Raw genomic sequence first — 16671 nt, forward strand, 5'->3', positions numbered from 1 at the left:
TATGAACCGCTTGGAACACGGTACGAATCCTAATTACAAATATATCGTATCCGACAATCCGGAACAAATATCAGCAGGCAAAAATGAAAATAAACCTCGTTATTTTTGATTTTTACCTGCAATAATATTATATTTGCAAACAAATAAGAGTTGTTTGACAGCATGAGAAATATAGTGTATCAAAGCACTTTACCAATTTCTTATCCGTTGCCCATTCTCATGCGAGTTTCTTTTAATCTATTTGTAGTCAATTAAATACCTTCAGACTACATCAAATATACGAAAAAGGTAATCACTGATACCATAAAGGAGCAAATAAAAAAGCTAAAAGAAGATTACGAAAACAAATAAATAGAATATGGGAGAATCTGTTTGTTACAAATTCTCCCATACCTCCTATTAAAAAAGATACACTTTGCTACTCTATATCTTATTTATAAGGAAGAGAAATTATATCCGCTCCAAGTGAACAGGGATGCATCTGCACCTGTATTCGTAGTTGGCTCGGTAAATGTATTCAATGTACCGTTCAGCTTATTCTTAAAGTTCAATGTATGGGTGATGCTGATGCTGGAAGCAGCATTTCCTGTACCTTTATTGTCATTCATATCAATCAAATCGATTGTACCGCCTGAACCTTTGACAAGGGCATTGGTGATCGTAGCTTTTGCTCCACGACGGATTTTAATCACATCTTGCATACGGTCTACATTATCCGTTGTATTGGCAGCATTATTTACGATTGTCATATTTTCAACCACAAAGTCCGACTGACGTAAATGATCCGGATAAATGCCATCCAAGTTACCATCTGCTTCAATGCCGCGCGGATCTGCTTCCGTACTGGTATAACCGCTTTCCCAAACACCATAGCAGTTTTTCAATTTACCGGAATATCCTTGAGTGAAGTCGAACATGTCATCATCCGGGTTCACAGCCAATAGGTTGGTTACATTCACCGTACCGCCAAAGAATTCGACGGCATCATCCGCACTCTCAAGAATGTAGATATTCTCGATCTTGGTACCGTTTCCAACACCGTTCAGTGTCAATCCGTTGTGCTCGATATCGGCAGTAGAGCGGGCACCGGCATAGCAGATTTTCACATAAGTCAGTGAACCGGAATTGTCATTATCGACATTACCACCGTATTTATAGTTGTTGTCGATTTCCGTCAGACCTGTATCACTCTTATTGGCGTTCGAACCGGAAATCGGAGCTTTACCATTGATAATGATTCCTCCCCAATAGCCGGATGTAGGGGTTGTTGAATTGGCAGTGAAAACAATCGGTTTATCAGCTGTACCGTCAGCATAAAGTTTACCGCCCTGTGCTACCAGCAGATAACTGCTGAAACCTTCGCGAGCCTTAATCGTTGTTCCGGCAGGGATATTCAGACGGCCTCCATTTTCAATGACTACCGTTCCGTTCAGAATATATTCCTTAGCTTCCAGTGTCTGTTCTCCGGTCAGCGTGCCGGACAGGATATTTTCGCCCACAACAATAGAACTACCGGTCCCACCGTTGTTTCCACCATCTCCGTTACCATCACCGTCCCCGTCACTATCACTGCTACATGCAGTCAATGTAAGTGCTGTTGCCATAACGGCAAACGTCATAAAGTTCACAAACAATCTTTTCATTTTGCTTTCATTATTAGTTAATAATCTTATTTCATCACCCGGCTTAGAATGTACACGACACTCCCAGGCTTATATTTATTCCTTTCTTATAATCATTCAGTATCACCTTTTCCCCGTTTTCGTTCGCTTTGCGGCTTAACTTATAAGAGGGATTCAGCAGGTTGCGGGCTTTCAGGTTAAGGGAAAGATGCTTGTTCAGTTTGGCTTGGGACACAAAATCCAGTATCAGTACTCCCTGCTCCATCACATCCTGATAACCCTGCGTGCCAATGGTATATATCTTATCACTCACATAATTAAGTACCAATGTATTGACAAAACTGCGTTCTCCTTTCGTGAAGTTATGCGAGAGATCGAAATTGACAATCCACGGTGCAGCTCCTTCCAGTTGCGAGCCAGTGGTAACCGTTGCCAAAGGCATTTTTGCATTCGTGTAGATATAAGAGCCATTCAATCCCAAAGAGAGTTTATTCATTCCGTGCGCAGCATTACTCACCGGACGGACAAACAGATTCTTACGTATTTCTATCTCCACTCCTGCCACGGTTGCCTTATCCGCTATATTCTCATAAGAAAGATAACCTCCGGCACTTGCCACTTCGATGCGGGATATCGGATTCTTAATCAATTTATAGAAAGCTGTGAGAGAAATCAACTCGGTCGGAGTGGGATTAAAGTCCCACTTCAGATCAAGGTTATAATGATCCGAAGGTTTCAGATTGGGATTCCCCTGACTGTTGAAGTTCACGCCGACATAACGGTAAGGAGATATTTCCTTTGCCTGCGGAAGCGTATATGTTTTACTAGCTCCCAGACGAAGCGAGTTTTTATCATTCAGATTGTATTTGAGATTCAAGCTGGGCAGGAAATAATCTTTTTGGATGGTATTGTTTCCTTTAGAACCTCCACGATTCACATTGTAATCCACTTCAATATCTACCTTGTCGTATTTCATTCCCAGATTCACAATCCAACGGGGAGTAAACTGGTAGGTAGCCTCGGCATAAGCGGAATGGATATTCTTTTTCACGGTATATTCATCTAAGTTCTTTTGTATCTTGAACCAGTCGGAAGCAAAGTTTTCCTGATTATAATAATCGTCAAGCGAGAAGTCGTCCAAAGAAGGGATGGTAGAAACATGTCCTACGGTCAGGTTATACTCCGTAGCTTTGAAGTTATCATCTACGAATCGGCCTGTATATCCGAAACGGATATTCGAAATTTCGTCTATATTATCTTTCAGACGATAGACCAAGCCTGCTTTTACATTCAAGTCGTCTTCATCTAAAGTTGAGAAATAGCGCTGTTGTGAGTTGCCCCTTAGCAACGTATAGCCGTCTTCCGCTTTAGTCAGGTTATTGATACGACGATCCGGTTCATACCCTTTCACCATATTATAGGAAGCACCTGCATCGAGACTTAATGATTTGGTCAATCCCCAGTTAGTCATCAGTTGATTAACGATCAGCATATTATCATTCGTTTGTTGGCGACGGGTGAATCCGAGGTTTTCATAGTCGTCACTAAAAATCGAGTTCTTACCGTTGTAATCGCCCACCGACTGGGTATTGGCATGAATCATCATCAAATTATAACTGATGTGATGACGATTCTGCATATCGAAATCCACATTGGCAAGTGCCAGCTGACTGATATTCTCCGCATACTTCTTTCCATTCATATCTTTGTAGACCGTACCGCCGGTAGTTGTATTACGTATGATTTCATCCGTATACTGATAGTCCGTCGTATGTCCGGCAGTCAGGAAGAAAGAAAGTGGATTTTTGTCTTTTCCGACATAGAATCGTTTACCTCCGGAAATACTGTAACTCCGGTTGATTTGCAAATGTTGAGCGGAAGGGTCTAACTTATTTCTGAAGTTCCATGAGTTTTCATCGGCAGGTTCGGTGCGATTAGCAAAGCCCATGAAGTTCACTCCATCCTGTTTCAGAAAATCGGCTGCTACCGTTTGTGTATTCAAGCCACCGGAAATGCCGAATCCCAGATTACCGCTACCAATGAGTTCTTTGGATACGATATCAATGGTTGCCCCTCCGACATCGCTGCTGCCTCCCGCGTTGAATGCTTTATTTACGCCTACGGACTGAATAATGTCCGTACCGAAGAAATCAAGAGAGATATTCTTATATTCCGGGTCTTCGGAAGGAAGAGCAAATCCATTAAAAGTAGTTGCATTGTACCGGTCTCCCAATCCACGGACAAAGACATTTTTCACTCCGTCTTGTTTAGACACTCCGGCAACTTTCGTCACAGCACCTTCTGCATCCGAAACACCCTTGCGGGAAAGCTCCCTGACACCAACAGATTGTACGGCAATGACTGCTTTTTGCTGTTCGAGCAACAGCATATTCTCATTTTCCCTATTCTTCTTAGCTACAACCACCACATCGGCAAGTTCCTGTGCATCGGTTTCCAACTCCAGATTCAGTATCACCTGTTTTCCATTCTCCACACGCACTTTATGGCGCACTTCTGTTTTGTAGCCTACATATTTAATCTCAATATCATACATACCTTCCAGAATGCCCATACTGTTCAATTCGAAATTGCCCTCCATATCGGTCACTGCTCCGGCTTGAGTTCCGAGCAAACGTATCGTAGCTCCTATCAAAGGTTCCTTGGATAGTTTGTCTTTCACAGCTCCTTTAATCTTGATATTGGCAGCCAATGCAGGAAGTACACACAACAGGCAAAAGAAGGCCGCCACTGAAAATCGGATAAGAAATAGTTTTTTCATCTAACTTTGCTCTACGTTTTAATTACGTCGGCAAAGATAGAGGGTGAGCATTACAACTATAAGACGAAATAAATACAATCTATTGAAAGAGTCGTTGCAAGATGATGACAAGATGTTACAAACGTATTATCAATCACTTACGCTATTAGTTTAACTTGTTTATAAGCAAATTTAAGACCGGAACTTCACTCTTTTATCTCTCATTATGCATAAAATTAATCGGCTGACAGTTGTGAGAAGGTGAAAATTTTGGCTGATAGTGTATTTCCACCCGTTTGTCGTCAAAGATATGTTTCATCGCTTTTCAATGCATTACGCAAAGAAACACCGATAGCTCCTTTCCCACTAAGTATATATCCAACGTTGGACTTTCTTAAAAAAAGAACAGGCATAATTGACTTGAAACTAAATATCATTATCTTTGTGTATGTTTCACGCTAAAAACAAATATGCGTCATGGAAGAGAATTTCAGAAGATATCCGATAGGAATACAGAACTTTGAAGATTTACGCAATAATGATTGTGTCTATGTTGATAAAACGGAATTGATTTATCGCTTGACTCATACAAATAAAGTCTATTTTCTAAGTCGTCCCCGACGCTTTGGGAAAAGTTTGCTGGTTTCCACACTAGAGGCTTATTTCCTGGGAAAAAAAGAACTGTTTCAGGGCTTGGCTATGGAGGCTCTGGAAAAGGATTGGACGGTTTATCCGGTATTACACTTTGATTTTAGTGTGAGTAAATATATAACCGCTGATATGCTGTCAGCCGTTATTAACCGCCAATTGCTTTTATGGGAGAAAATTTATCAACGGGAAGAAGGAGAAACGACTTTCAGTTTACGTTTTGAAGGAATTATTCGTCGTGCTTACAAACAGACGGGTAAACAGGTGGTGGTATTAATAGATGAGTATGACTCACCAATGCTGGACAGCAATCATAATGATGAAGTTCAAAAGGAAATACGTAATATCATGCGGGATTTCTTTAGTCCACTGAAAGCCCAGGGACAGTATCTTCGCTTCTTATTATTGACAGGTATCAGCAAATTCAGCCAAATGAGTATCTTCAGCGAGTTGAATAACTTGCAGAATATCAGCATGAGGGATGATTACAGTGCTATCTGTGGCATCACCGAACAAGAACTGCGTACGCAATTGCAAATTGATATTGAACAAATGGCGCAAGCCAACAAGGAAACATACGAGGAAGCCTGTGTACATTTGAAACAACAATATGACGGTTATCATTTCAGTAAGAATTGTGTAGACATTTATAACCCATTTAGTTTATTCAATGCATTTGCGCAAAAGAGTTATGAGAATTTTTGGTTTTCGACCGGTACTCCCACTTTCCTGATAGATATTCTGCAAGAAAGCGATTTTGATATCCGGGAACTGGATAACACGACCGCCACCGCCGAACAGTTTGATGCGCCCAGCAATAGAATCACCGACCCTCTTCCGGTGCTCTACCAAAGCGGTTATCTCACAATTAAGGGATATGATCCGGATTTCCAACTGTATACACTGGCTTATCCCAACAAGGAAGTAAGAAAAGGATTTATCGAATCGCTGATGCCCGCTTATGTGCATCTGCCTGCACGAGAGAATACATTTTATGTAGTGTCCTTTATTAAAGACTTGCGTATCGGTCATTTAGAGGAGTGTCTGGAAAGACTGAAATCTTTCTTTGCATCTATCCCTAATAAACTGAACAACAAGGAAGAGAAACATTACCAAACTATCTTTTATCTGTTTTTCCGGCTGATGGGACAGTATATAGATGTGGAAGTGGATACAGCCATCGGAAGAGCAGACGCGGTTGTGAAACTTCAAGATGCCATCTATGTTTTTGAATTTAAAATAGATGGTACACCCGAAGAAGCATTAACGCAGATTAACAGCAAGGGGTATGCTATTCCGTATCAGGCGGATCACAGGAAAATAGTTAAAGTAGGTGTAAACTTTGACAGTGCCACACGAACGATTGGTGAGTGGAAGATAGAACTCGGGAGTTAATCACCGAGTTCATAAAAGAGAATACACTAAATCAGTTTCTTTTTCTTCCGGTAGTTCTCACGAAACTCTTTGGGCGAACAACTCTTTTTCTTCTTGAAGATCCGGTTGAAATTGGAAAGGTTATTAAAACCGCACTCATAACAAATCTCGGCGATAGACATTGTAGAATCTACCAGCAACCGGGAAGCAAAGCCCAGCCGAATATCAATGATATAATCGGAAAGATTCTTGCCTGTACGCAGCTTGAAGAAGCGGCTGAATGACACATCCGTCATCCCCACCATATCGGCCAACTGCCCCAGACGTATTTCCTCCTGATAATGTGTATTGATGTACTCCTGCACTTTCTGCACACGCCGGCTGTCCGAATGAATATCTATCTTGGCAAAAGACGAACTGGACAAGGTACGCGCTTCTTCTTCAAAGAGAGAAAGTTCATACAGGATCGTCATAAACTTAATGACCGCATAAAATCCTTGCTTCTCTGAAGCAAGCGTATCCAGCAACGGATATATTTTGAGTATGGCGGACATCGGGAAACAAAGCCCTTTTTGTGCTTTATCCAGCATCCGGCGGATAGAGTCGAACTGATTCTTATTGATAAAGCTCTTGAAGAAAAGATCGGAAGAAAACTGAATCGTAATCTCCCGTATCTCTTTCGAATGGCAGTCGTTCTGTTCCCAGACGTGTTCCAAATCTTTTCCTGTTATCAATACCAAATCATAATCACCTATCACTTCGGAAGAGTCTCCTACAATCCGCCTTACTCCGGCAGCCTTTTCGGTGAAGTTCAATTCAAACTCGGAGTGGTTGTGTATAGGATAAGTGAATTCCGTTTTATAACGTTCCGCAATGTAAAAGCAATCCTTATCTGACAAAGGAGTGATTTCACGGATAATCTGGTTGGATAACGGTGTAGTCATAGTAATTACAATTTATAAGCGTTTTATCGTTTGATTAGTTTTCTATCTTTACCCCTATCCGATGCAGGTCTGCCCCCGACGGGTTTTGGAAGACACGCAAGTCGAATTCGGGAATAATGGCAAGCACATGATCGAAAACATCTGCCTGTATGCCTTCGTAGGCAACCCATACTTTATTGGCAGAAAAGAAATAAAGTTCCAATGGGATACCGGTTTCAGTAGGCTGAAGCTGACGTACCATGCAGGTCAGGTCTTGATTGACGGTAGGCAGATTCTTCAGATAGTTAGTCAGATAGGCACGGAAAACTCCCAAGTTTGTTTGCCGGCGTCCATTCACTAACACAGAGTTGTCGATATGATGTTCCTTATTATATTCTTCCACTACCTTTTCCGTTTCATCCACATAGTCTTTCAACAGTTGTATCTTCCGGTATTTTGCCAACATCTCCGGCGTACAGAAATGTACACTAGTCATATCTATATTGATAGAGCGTTTCACACGACGTCCACCGGATTCCTGCATTCCCTGCCAGTTTTGGAAAGAATCACTAATCAATAGATAAGGAGGAATGGTGGTGATGGTATTATCGAAGTTACGTATTTTTACGGTATTCAATGTTACTTCTATCACTGTACCGTCCGCACCGTATTTCGGCATTGTGATCCAATCGCCCACCTTCAGCATATTATTGGCAGAAAGCTGGATGCCGGAGACAAATCCCATGATACTATCTTTGAAAACCAACATCAGAACCGCAGCAGAAGCTCCCAATCCGGTCAGCAACACCACCGGACTTTGCTTTATCAAAATACTGATAATGATGATAGCTCCTATAAAGAAGAGAATGACTTGTGCTGTCTGCAAAAGCCCCTTCAAAGGTTTGTCTTTATATTGCTCACGCGCGCTATATACCAGATACACAGCCGTGAACAAAGCACTGACGAAGCGAAGAAAGACTGCAAGGATATAAATCATGCAAAGTCTTCGAAGAAAATCAAGCAAAGCAGAGTCTGCATGTTCGGGAAAAGCAATAGGAATAGATATATAAATCAATATAGGCGCCACCATCCTGCTGATGTTCACCATTACTTTATCATTAAATACAATATCATCCCAAGTAGCTTTTGTCTGTCTCACCAATTTAGCCACGGTACGCAGAATAATCTTGCGGCAAATCAGATTGGCAAGTAATGCTATTCCAATAATAAACAATAAGATGATAAAGTTATCAATCTTATCAGCCATAGCTTCATCCACTCCCATCGAGAGCAAAGCATGATTCACTTCTTGCATCACTACATTACCTGCTTCTTCCGGTTGCCCGTTTGCCAATGCCACACTCACTGTATCAACCACTTCTTTTACTTCTTTCATAAGCAATCGTCTCTCTCTTTTTTAGTTTTTCTTTTATTTATGATCTCTGTTTCTTTTCTTCTTTATTCTTTCCTTCTTCCAAATATTCACTGATATCCTGCCGTAGCCAATCATAATGGAAGAGTCTTTTGTAGGCTACATTCTTCTTGAGCATGATTTCTACATTCACCTGGCTGTTCTGATAACAAGTCAGTTCGTTTCTGAACTGTTCATTGTGTTCGGCCAGCCGCTTGATTTCCTGTTCCCGTTCACGACGCAGCACGGTGCAGACCGGAATCAGTAGTTTCATTACCACATTATCCATCACATGGTGTCCCTGCATATACAAGTAAGTAGTTTCCGGCACCAAGCCCAGCTCTTTAAATTCAGTCCGCAATCCATTCACCTGATTGATGTTATGGGGGAATTTCCTTTTCAACTCTGCCAACTTCTGATTAACCCGTTGTTGAAGGGATTCCAAGCTCTTTTCCGGATGCCGGAGATTAATCTCGCGCAAAGAAGTATAAGTATGGAAATCGTACATAGGGAAAGTATAAGTATCCCGTTGGCGATAGAACCATACGTTCCAGAGGAAAAGCGGATACACAATTTCGGAGTATTTCTTCAGGTAGAAGTTGAAATCTAAAATGGAACGGTCATTCAACGTAGCCTGCACACATACTTCGTGAAGGCTTTCGGCAAAACAATGATAGTTTTCAATAGCATAGGTATAAGTCTGAAAAATATACCTGCTCCGGTTGATTTTACGGGAGGTATTGGTAGCTCCCTGCAACAGGAAATCATAGTCACTGTCCACACAAGCAATCAGACTTCTCCCCAATTCGGCTGTATTCAGCGTGTTCATGAGTACCATCTTTTTTCCTTTTGCCAGGGAGGTGGCCGAAGGAAGCATCACTTGGAAATAGTGTTCGTCGTCTTCAAACTCTTCAAGCAATGTGCGCCAGAAAGCGATGTCGTCATAACTTTCTACGTAAGCGATGATACGTCGGCGGGCTTTCTTCGGATAAAGCTTATGGGCGGCATTGAAATAAGAAGAAGTCAGATTATCTCGTAGTGAAGTTGCCATTTGTTCTATTACAGGTTACGAATTACAAATTACAGTTGGGAGAATCCTTGTCGAGCTTGTGCCCTACGGTGGTAGATATATCGCTTACTTCTGTCACGGCATCCAGCCAGCCTTCCATAATGACGGCAGGCGAATGGGTAGTCAGGATAATCTGCACATTCGGATTCAGTTCACGTATCATAGCAATCAGTTTCTGCTGCCATTCTATATGAAGGGAGGCTTCCGGCTCATCCATAAACAATACACAATGGCTGTTGTCCTGCACGAGTACGGTCAGCAGGATAACCAGCATTTGCTTTTCACCGGACGACAGTTTATAAGGGAATAATAGTTCGCCATCCTGATAGAAAGCGATATCGTTCCGTTTCCGGTCTATCTTTTTGCGTGTATAGCTGAACAGTTCGTCAATCATATCCTGAAAACGACGTTTGGCTACAGATAATGTAGCTGCTTTACGACGCTCTTCTTCATCAGTGCTGGAAAGCATTTCAATCATCTTATTACCAATGTTGACCTGATAATCGAGGTAACGGCGTTGCAAGAGATAGAGTTGCCAGTCCAGTTCAGACTTTACATTCTTGTCGGCCATGCGGGCTGTGAAGTCACCCATAATCAGGGGACGGTCGTAACTTCGGATGACGTCATAAGGAATATAGGTTGCCTGGGGATTGTCGAAAAAGAGACGCACTCCGTTCTTCTCGTCACTTTTCATTTCACCGGAAAGTTCTTCGAGGTATCCCACCGAACGGTTCAGAATGGTAGTCTTCCCCACTCCGTTGATGCCGGAGAGGATGTTCACATCGGGACGCAAATCCCATCCTATATTAAAGCGTTCCCATAGTCCGTGTATCTCGATACGACGGATATAATTGGCTTGTTGTTCCATAATATTCAAGTTTAATCAAGGCAAATATAAACAAATCATACGATAAATGAATCACGATTACAGCAGTTTTCAATAAAGGTAACAAATAAAAAGAATGACGCAGGTAAGGTGGATTTCAGATTTTGTCCACATTACTGCGCCATTCGTATTTCAAAAACTGTTCTTTAGGTCAGAAGTTGTATAAGAACAAGTCCGGTTTCGATTAACTCAATAAGTTCATTTCTTCTTCTGCCGACGGTTCAGCTTGTCCTTCCGGCAAATCGGCTACACCGAAGTTCTTGTAATCGGTCAGTTTGTTGCCTGCGTCTTTTTCTTCTTCCGTCTTTTCCACTACTTGGTTTTCAGTTCCTTCGGCAGCTTCCTGTATATCTTCATTGACGAAAATATATTTGTAATACCATTTTTCAAAAGTATTTGCGTCGATTCCCAGTTCAGCCATCAGGTGTTCGCGGACAGCCGGATCGATGTTTTCAGGAAGGATAGCTGCTTTCTTTGCATTGCCATACTTACGCATAGTGTTCTGACACTCTTTCTTGATGGCGGGAATTTCTTTCAACCCCATACCGATCACATGAGGCCCCAAGTCCTTGACTGGTTTGAAATATTTGATTGCCTTCAACTTCAGATTTGGAAGAGCAAGGGCGGCAGAAGCTGTATTCAGACTAAGACTGGTGGCATCGAGAATAATTTCAGCCCCTGTCATAATACCTTGTGCTACCTGCCAACGTCCCATACCGTAACTCAAGAACTGATTGTTTACGGAATCAATCATACATTTGAAAAGATAGTTTTTTCCTCCTACGGAGAAAGAAGCCTCCTGATATTTGTAGTGAGAAAGGCTGTCTCTATAAGTTGAAATCTTATGATACAAGGTGTCACAAGACAGCAGATATCCATCAATGGTTGGATCTCCCGATGGTTCGGGCAGTTCCCAGATGAGTTCTTTTTTCTCTTTTTTCTTCTTGTCTTTCTGGGCGCTCAAAGACGTCGGATACACAAAAGCTAATCCTAACATAGCCACGAAAACTAATAACAGATGTTTGTTTCTCATGATTGCAAAGTTTAAATGTTTAATTTATAGTAGATTTGATTAGAAAACTATCTCAGTTGCCGTGCTATCTATCTTGTATGATTTCTTATCGCCATAGAAGTAGAGGTAAGGAGGAGGCGTATCCTTGAAAACGACACGGAATGAACCATCGCCCCGGGTAGTACCCAGAGGTTTGTCATCACTATTGGGTTTCGGGTTATCGGGAGTATTGGAAGCATAGATCGGTATTCCACCACCATTCGGGTGTCTGCCGGTTATTTCCTGATATTTCACAGTGACTGTTGTCACCTTACTGTTCATTGGGTGGGCTTTCAGTTTTTCATCCAGTTCTTCTGCACGACGCTCAAATTCCGTTGTACCGGGGGCATATTCCAGCACTTTCTTATAGCTACGGATCGCTCCGCGATAGTAAATAAATACGCTATCGGCCGTAAACCCTTCTTTGCGTTCTACTCTTGATCCTTGTCTTTCGAATTTCTCCGCATAAAAAAGGAACTTACGGGCAGAGTTCATCTTACCCAGTTGAGCTTCCAGTTCACCTCGTTTATCCACAGGGCAGTTTTCATGGCTGCGGGCATCCTGATAAGCATTGGCGGCAGCAAAGAAATCGGCTTCTTTCTCTTTGGCTTGAGCTTTGGCGAGCAGTTCGTCAAAGGAAGCTTCTTTTTCAACAATCTTCACGTTGCTAACAATGGTATAACTATATGACTTTTTAAATTCCAAGTCACCTCCGAGGTCTACATCAATGGCATTGGAAACTCCTACCTTGATTTTAAATACAGGGCGTTTGATGAATGTCGGTGTCTTTTTCTCTTCATCCAACATGAATTCTATGATATAAGCATTCAATTCACCGCCTTCCTGCTTCACGGAAGAAGAGAAATTGACATCGCCCACCGGAACAGCCTGTCCGTCGGAAAAACACAACTTGCCGTTACACTCTATATCCAGCTTTTTCATGGCAGACAGGAACGTGACTTTGGCAGCCTTCGACTGCGGGAAGAGTCCGTCATTGTTCTTTTCAATCGTTATGAAGTTCTCATTGAACGTCCCCACATAGCCTTTCCCTTTCCGCAAAACGAGCATAAAGTCTTTCTGCCCGACGGGTAGCCGGACCAGGAAAGTGGATTTTATGAAATCATCCTCATAATCTTCGGGAAAACTATAATTAATGGTATAGCGGTAAGTCCCGTCGTCATTCGTGGTTCTTACTCCTTTTTCCTCACCCATGTTATGAGTCATAGCCAGCTTGTCGCTATTAGAATGGATGATAATCTTTACCTGATTGGAGTCGGCTGTAATGGAGGGGTCTTCTTTTGGCTCCACAAAGAAAACTCTTTGCGCATTCGCCTTCATCCCTATCACTAACGCACAGCTTAGTAATAATAGAATATGATAGATTCGTTTCATCGTACTTTTACAATTATAAATCAATTACGAAATCACCGGGAGTGAAAATATCTTCCTGGGCTATTTCTTCCGTGTGATTATCATTCATCCAACGAGGCTGCCAGGTACGCACATGAATCTGTACCTGATCCTTATCGCGGAAATCCCACAACATAAACAGATAACCGTCATCTTTATAGCCACTGCTGTTGGCATAAAGTTGATGAACGGTTACTCCATAGAAACCTTCCATCTTCGGATTAGGGTGTTTTACAACCTTTACATCGTCGAAGCGGACATTGATCCACTTGTTTGCACGAAAACTTTTTTTCAGGTTGTTGATATATTCCTGCTTGCCTTGTTTCTTGTAAGTCACTTTATTATAAGTAATTCCTGTGCCATCGGTTTTCTTGACTTCAGTCACCGAACCTGTGATAATCAATGCATCTTCGCTGAAGATATTATCCAGAAATTGAATATCCTGTTCGTTGTAAGCTGTACGGAACTGCTCTACGTAGGAAAGGATTTCCTGACGACGGGCAATCTCGGTCACTGTTTTACCTTTCTTCATCACATTCTGATAAACAGTAGTGCTTAGTGTAAAATTGAAACGTGTGATGTTTCCGCTTGCGTCATAGTTAATCACAGCTTCCTGATATTCATCATCCAGTGTCTCGCCCACAGGCTTAATCATTAGAGGGATCTGGCGAACCTGATACCCGTTTCCGTTACGGATACAGGATTGCACGACTTCCGAATCATCACAATAGAAATGTGTATTCTCCCATAGCGCGCTCAATCCGCGTTCTGCCGTATCGGTCAGTCCTAAAGATACCAGATTCAATGCTCTGTTTTCTTTAAATGCTTTATTGATTTCTGTCAGCAATGCGCTGGTAGACTTTTCCATCTTTGCCTTTAAGCCGGCATCATATAAACCGTCAGCAATTTCCAGTTTCACAGCATCCTGGGCTTGCACAGGTAGAGTCATCAGTGTACAAACTGCTACTAATGCCCAACTCAAAATTATACTTTTCATCTTCTTCTCTTTCTACTTATGTTTGTTATTTAAGAATGAACCAATAAGCTCCGCAACCGCTAAAGACAGCAATATCCGTAGCCTCTTTCGTCCGGACGTCATTCAGCTCTTTGTCATTCTTCTTCACCACTCCTTTTACCTCACCCGTACGGGTATAGAACAACAGATAACATTGTTCTGCCACTGTTTCAGGGGCATATACGCCATACGAGATCCGATCCTGTTCTTTGAGCGAAGCAAAAACCTGCTTCATCTCCGTCATCGTTTTTGCCCCAAGAACCTGATTCAGACTCTCTTGTTCGGGATTGATCTTTTCCACCGTCGAAACCATTTTCTCATCTTTTGCAGACTTCTTGGCGGACTCTATCTTGATCGGTTCCGATATTTCAGACAAGGGGTGTAAATCGGCTCCTTTTTCCTCTTCACTCAACATGATTTGTCCTTCACCATAGATGAGGACAATCTCATTTTTCTTCACGTATACAAACGCGCGAGTTCTCACTCCACGCTTCATATCCATCCGCTGGGTACAGGTATTGATGTCTTGCAAAACAACTTGTTTCACTTCACCGCTTTTCCGTTTACTGGCTACCCAATCATTGATTTCACTGACTAACAGTTCTTTGGCTTGCTGAATGGCCTCTTCTTCAGTAGGCATGGTAGCCTCGGCAGAAAGATAGGACTGCGAACGCTTGATCTTATTGATCTGCGCCTTTGTTTCGGCTTCACTCTGTGCCATCAGGCTGCAATATGCTCCGCAAAACAATAACAAAGTAATTATCTTCTTCATTTTACTTTAATTTGCCTTTTTGGGGTAGTATTTACCCAATTAAGTTCTTCAAAAAGTGACGAGATATTGTGGGTGGGGACAAACAAGGTTACATCGCCTTCTACTTTCCCCTTCCCTTCGTTTAGGAGGGAGTTGGGAATTTCCACATTCATCACATGATTATACTTCAACACAGTATTCACCGCAAAGACATATGCCTTTACCGCATTGGTTTCCAACGCTTCAACGCCTACATAGAGAGCGCAGCCCTGATTACGCATATAGGATATCCATGAACGGACGGGAATTTCCATCTGTTCTCTTTTCAGTCCATATTGGCGTACGGTCATGCGGATGGATACGTTGCCAGGAGTGTCTTCACTAAGAAATAGATTAAATACGCTCTCGGCAGGATGATCCATGCCGAACACCGGACGGAGGGCGCGATCCTTTTCCTCGAAATAAAGATTCCCGTTGATTTCTTCAATGTAATAGGTATCTCCCGTTTTCACATAATAGTCTCCCGCCAACTTTTTAAGTTCCTTCCGCACGGGTTGCGAAGAGGATGGAGTGTAGCTATAAGAAGATAATCCTTTCACAAAGTCGGCTTCCAGCTCCTTCAGATTCTTCCCGGTCAGCAATTGGCATGAAGCCGGGAAAGAGAGTTCGATCAAAAGGAAAGACTCATTGATAAGAGATACGATGTAACGGTTTTCCTTCTCGGAAAAGTTCATCGATGTCTGCTCGTTGATGAGATTCAGAAGATCCATACTCCCTTGTGTAATCCATACGTTATCACGCTCCATCTGCAATTTTCGCTCGGCAACGGACATCTTTTGCAATTGGGTCAGATACCGTTCTGTAAAATCGTAAGCTGCCGTAGCAAAAGGAACATCGGAGGAAATGGCAACAACCGTCTGGCGTAGTTTTCCATTTCCCCATTTTCCTGTTTGCTGTCCCCACACCGAAAGCGGGAACAGCAAAAGAACTATGTAGACTATTTGAGTAAACGGATTCCTCATTACGGAATGATTACCTCTTTGTTTCCATCACTCTTATACCACGTACCGGTAATAAGGTGACCGTCTTCAAAGATACCGACCACTTTTTCACCTGCGTTAGCTTCACGCTTCTTCACGTCGCGCGGTTCTATAACATGAGTTGTCTTAAATGTCAATACTCCATTTTCATCATTCATCAGGCCGTTCTTCATACGTCCTTTGTAAACTGCATAACCGAGGTCTTTCGTTACGATACCGCCTGTTCCGCTGTTATTGCTCCCCCCTGCGTTGCTCTTATCAGAAACAACGACTTCTACCTATTCTTTGGTATCCGAACCGCTTGTTTCAGCTTCCATTTCAACTTCTTCCTGTGGTTGATTAACCACTTCAACAGAGTCCGGGTTTGTTCCGCCAATCGGGTCGCTTCCTTTCTCTCCACCGCTAAGGGCGATTCCAATGCCCACACCACCAAGGATTACAACAGCTGCGACAATACCGCCAATCAACTTCTTGTTAGGGCCTTCTTTAGGAGGCGGAACCATACGCAACGGTTCTTTACACTCTTCGCATACGAAGTCTTGTCCGGCTCTTACTTTCTGTACTTCTTTACTTTCACATTTAGGACAAGGGGTTCCTTCTCCATTCTTGTCACGGTTGGTGCAGATACCATATTTGTATCTGTCGCGTTCACTAGGTCTTGCCATAATTTTGGTTCTTCGTCAAATTTGGTGGTACTTCTTCTATTGTGAATA

General features: G+C 42.3%; 14 protein-coding genes. 1 reads left to right on the forward strand and 13 read right to left on the reverse strand.

Annotated features, from left to right (window positions below; genetic code table 11):
- Positions 1-434: 434 nt before the first annotated feature.
- Entirely contained in the window at positions 435-1643 is a 1209-nt protein-coding gene (locus DXA54_RS26635; protein ID WP_009039047.1) for a hypothetical protein, read from the reverse strand.
- Between the two features lie 43 nt (positions 1644-1686).
- Positions 1687-4401, reverse strand: coding sequence for a TonB-dependent receptor (locus tag DXA54_RS26640; RefSeq protein ID WP_004312103.1), 2715 nt, complete (start codon positions 4399-4401; stop codon positions 1687-1689).
- A 456-nt stretch (positions 4402-4857) separates the two neighbouring features.
- Between DXA54_RS26640 and DXA54_RS26645 the strand changes: the two genes are divergently transcribed.
- The gene (locus DXA54_RS26645) at positions 4858-6423 is read left to right on the forward strand and encodes an ATP-binding protein (protein ID WP_120081105.1); all 1566 of its coding nucleotides are present in this window, start codon (positions 4858-4860) and stop codon (positions 6421-6423) included.
- A gap of 26 nt (positions 6424-6449) precedes the next feature.
- On the opposite strand, the gene DXA54_RS26650 is transcribed toward DXA54_RS26645, so the two are convergent.
- The 11 genes from DXA54_RS26650 to DXA54_RS28655 form a co-directional block, all read right to left on the reverse strand.
- Positions 6450-7346, reverse strand: a complete 897-nt coding sequence (locus DXA54_RS26650; protein ID WP_004315639.1) for an AraC family transcriptional regulator — start codon at positions 7344-7346, stop codon at positions 6450-6452.
- 34 nt (positions 7347-7380) lie between these two features.
- Positions 7381-8721: a mechanosensitive ion channel family protein gene (locus DXA54_RS26655; RefSeq protein WP_085929282.1), complete on the reverse strand. Its 1341-nt coding sequence runs from the start codon at positions 8719-8721 to the stop codon at positions 7381-7383.
- A gap of 37 nt (positions 8722-8758) precedes the next feature.
- Positions 8759-9787, reverse strand: a complete 1029-nt coding sequence (locus DXA54_RS26660; protein WP_004312100.1) for a DUF4435 domain-containing protein — start codon at positions 9785-9787, stop codon at positions 8759-8761.
- Positions 9788-9809: 22 nt separating this feature from the next.
- Complete coding sequence (locus DXA54_RS26665; RefSeq protein ID WP_004315636.1) at positions 9810-10673, reverse strand: AAA family ATPase; 864 nt, start codon at positions 10671-10673, stop codon at positions 9810-9812.
- 202 nt (positions 10674-10875) lie between these two features.
- Positions 10876-11724 (reverse strand): hypothetical protein, encoded by an 849-nt coding sequence (locus DXA54_RS26670; RefSeq protein ID WP_004305358.1) that lies wholly within the window; start codon positions 11722-11724, stop codon positions 10876-10878.
- A 39-nt stretch (positions 11725-11763) separates the two neighbouring features.
- Positions 11764-13134, reverse strand: coding sequence for a hypothetical protein (locus DXA54_RS26675; RefSeq protein ID WP_243647688.1), 1371 nt, complete (start codon positions 13132-13134; stop codon positions 11764-11766).
- Positions 13135-13147: 13 nt separating this feature from the next.
- Positions 13148-14149, reverse strand: a complete 1002-nt coding sequence (locus DXA54_RS26680; protein ID WP_032843048.1) for a hypothetical protein — start codon at positions 14147-14149, stop codon at positions 13148-13150.
- 25 nt (positions 14150-14174) lie between these two features.
- Positions 14175-14939 (reverse strand): hypothetical protein, encoded by a 765-nt coding sequence (locus DXA54_RS26685; RefSeq protein ID WP_120081107.1) that lies wholly within the window; start codon positions 14937-14939, stop codon positions 14175-14177.
- Entirely contained in the window at positions 14936-15940 is a 1005-nt protein-coding gene (locus DXA54_RS26690; RefSeq protein WP_120081109.1) for a hypothetical protein, read from the reverse strand. The genes DXA54_RS26685 and DXA54_RS26690 overlap by 4 nt, the downstream gene beginning before the upstream one ends.
- A complete protein-coding gene (locus DXA54_RS28650; protein WP_243647689.1) occupies positions 15940-16131 on the reverse strand; it encodes a hypothetical protein in 192 nt (63 codons plus the stop codon). The genes DXA54_RS26690 and DXA54_RS28650 overlap by 1 nt, the downstream gene beginning before the upstream one ends.
- 105 nt (positions 16132-16236) lie before the next feature.
- Positions 16237-16623 carry a hypothetical protein gene (locus DXA54_RS28655; RefSeq protein ID WP_243647690.1) on the reverse strand — a complete coding sequence of 129 codons (387 nt, stop codon included), beginning with the start codon at positions 16621-16623 and terminating at the stop codon, positions 16237-16239.
- Between the last annotated feature and the right edge of the window lie 48 nt (positions 16624-16671).

Origin of the sequence: Bacteroides sp. OF03-11BH (assembly GCF_003604005.1) — a bacterium.
Classification (GTDB): Bacteria; Bacteroidota; Bacteroidia; order Bacteroidales; family Bacteroidaceae; genus Bacteroides; species Bacteroides ovatus.

Coding starts and splice junctions, on each gene's coding strand:
- DXA54_RS28650 (WP_243647689.1), bottom strand. CDS start 16,131: ATGAAGAACGGCCTGATGAATGATGAAAATGGAGTATTGACATTTAAG.
- DXA54_RS26645 (WP_120081105.1), top strand. CDS start 4,858: ATGGAAGAGAATTTCAGAAGATATCCGATAGGAATACAGAACTTTGAA.
- DXA54_RS26655 (WP_085929282.1), bottom strand. CDS start 8,721: ATGAAAGAAGTAAAAGAAGTGGTTGATACAGTGAGTGTGGCATTGGCA.
- DXA54_RS26640 (WP_004312103.1), bottom strand. CDS start 4,401: ATGAAAAAACTATTTCTTATCCGATTTTCAGTGGCGGCCTTCTTTTGC.
- DXA54_RS26635 (WP_009039047.1), bottom strand. CDS start 1,643: ATGAAAAGATTGTTTGTGAACTTTATGACGTTTGCCGTTATGGCAACA.
- DXA54_RS26675 (WP_243647688.1), bottom strand. CDS start 13,134: ATGAAACGAATCTATCATATTCTATTATTACTAAGCTGTGCGTTAGTG.
- DXA54_RS26650 (WP_004315639.1), bottom strand. CDS start 7,346: ATGACTACACCGTTATCCAACCAGATTATCCGTGAAATCACTCCTTTG.
- DXA54_RS26685 (WP_120081107.1), bottom strand. CDS start 14,939: ATGAAGAAGATAATTACTTTGTTATTGTTTTGCGGAGCATATTGCAGC.
- DXA54_RS26665 (WP_004315636.1), bottom strand. CDS start 10,673: ATGGAACAACAAGCCAATTATATCCGTCGTATCGAGATACACGGACTA.
- DXA54_RS28655 (WP_243647690.1), bottom strand. CDS start 16,623: ATGGCAAGACCTAGTGAACGCGACAGATACAAATATGGTATCTGCACC.
- DXA54_RS26690 (WP_120081109.1), bottom strand. CDS start 15,940: ATGAGGAATCCGTTTACTCAAATAGTCTACATAGTTCTTTTGCTGTTC.
- DXA54_RS26670 (WP_004305358.1), bottom strand. CDS start 11,724: ATGAGAAACAAACATCTGTTATTAGTTTTCGTGGCTATGTTAGGATTA.
- DXA54_RS26680 (WP_032843048.1), bottom strand. CDS start 14,149: ATGAAAAGTATAATTTTGAGTTGGGCATTAGTAGCAGTTTGTACACTG.
- DXA54_RS26660 (WP_004312100.1), bottom strand. CDS start 9,787: ATGGCAACTTCACTACGAGATAATCTGACTTCTTCTTATTTCAATGCC.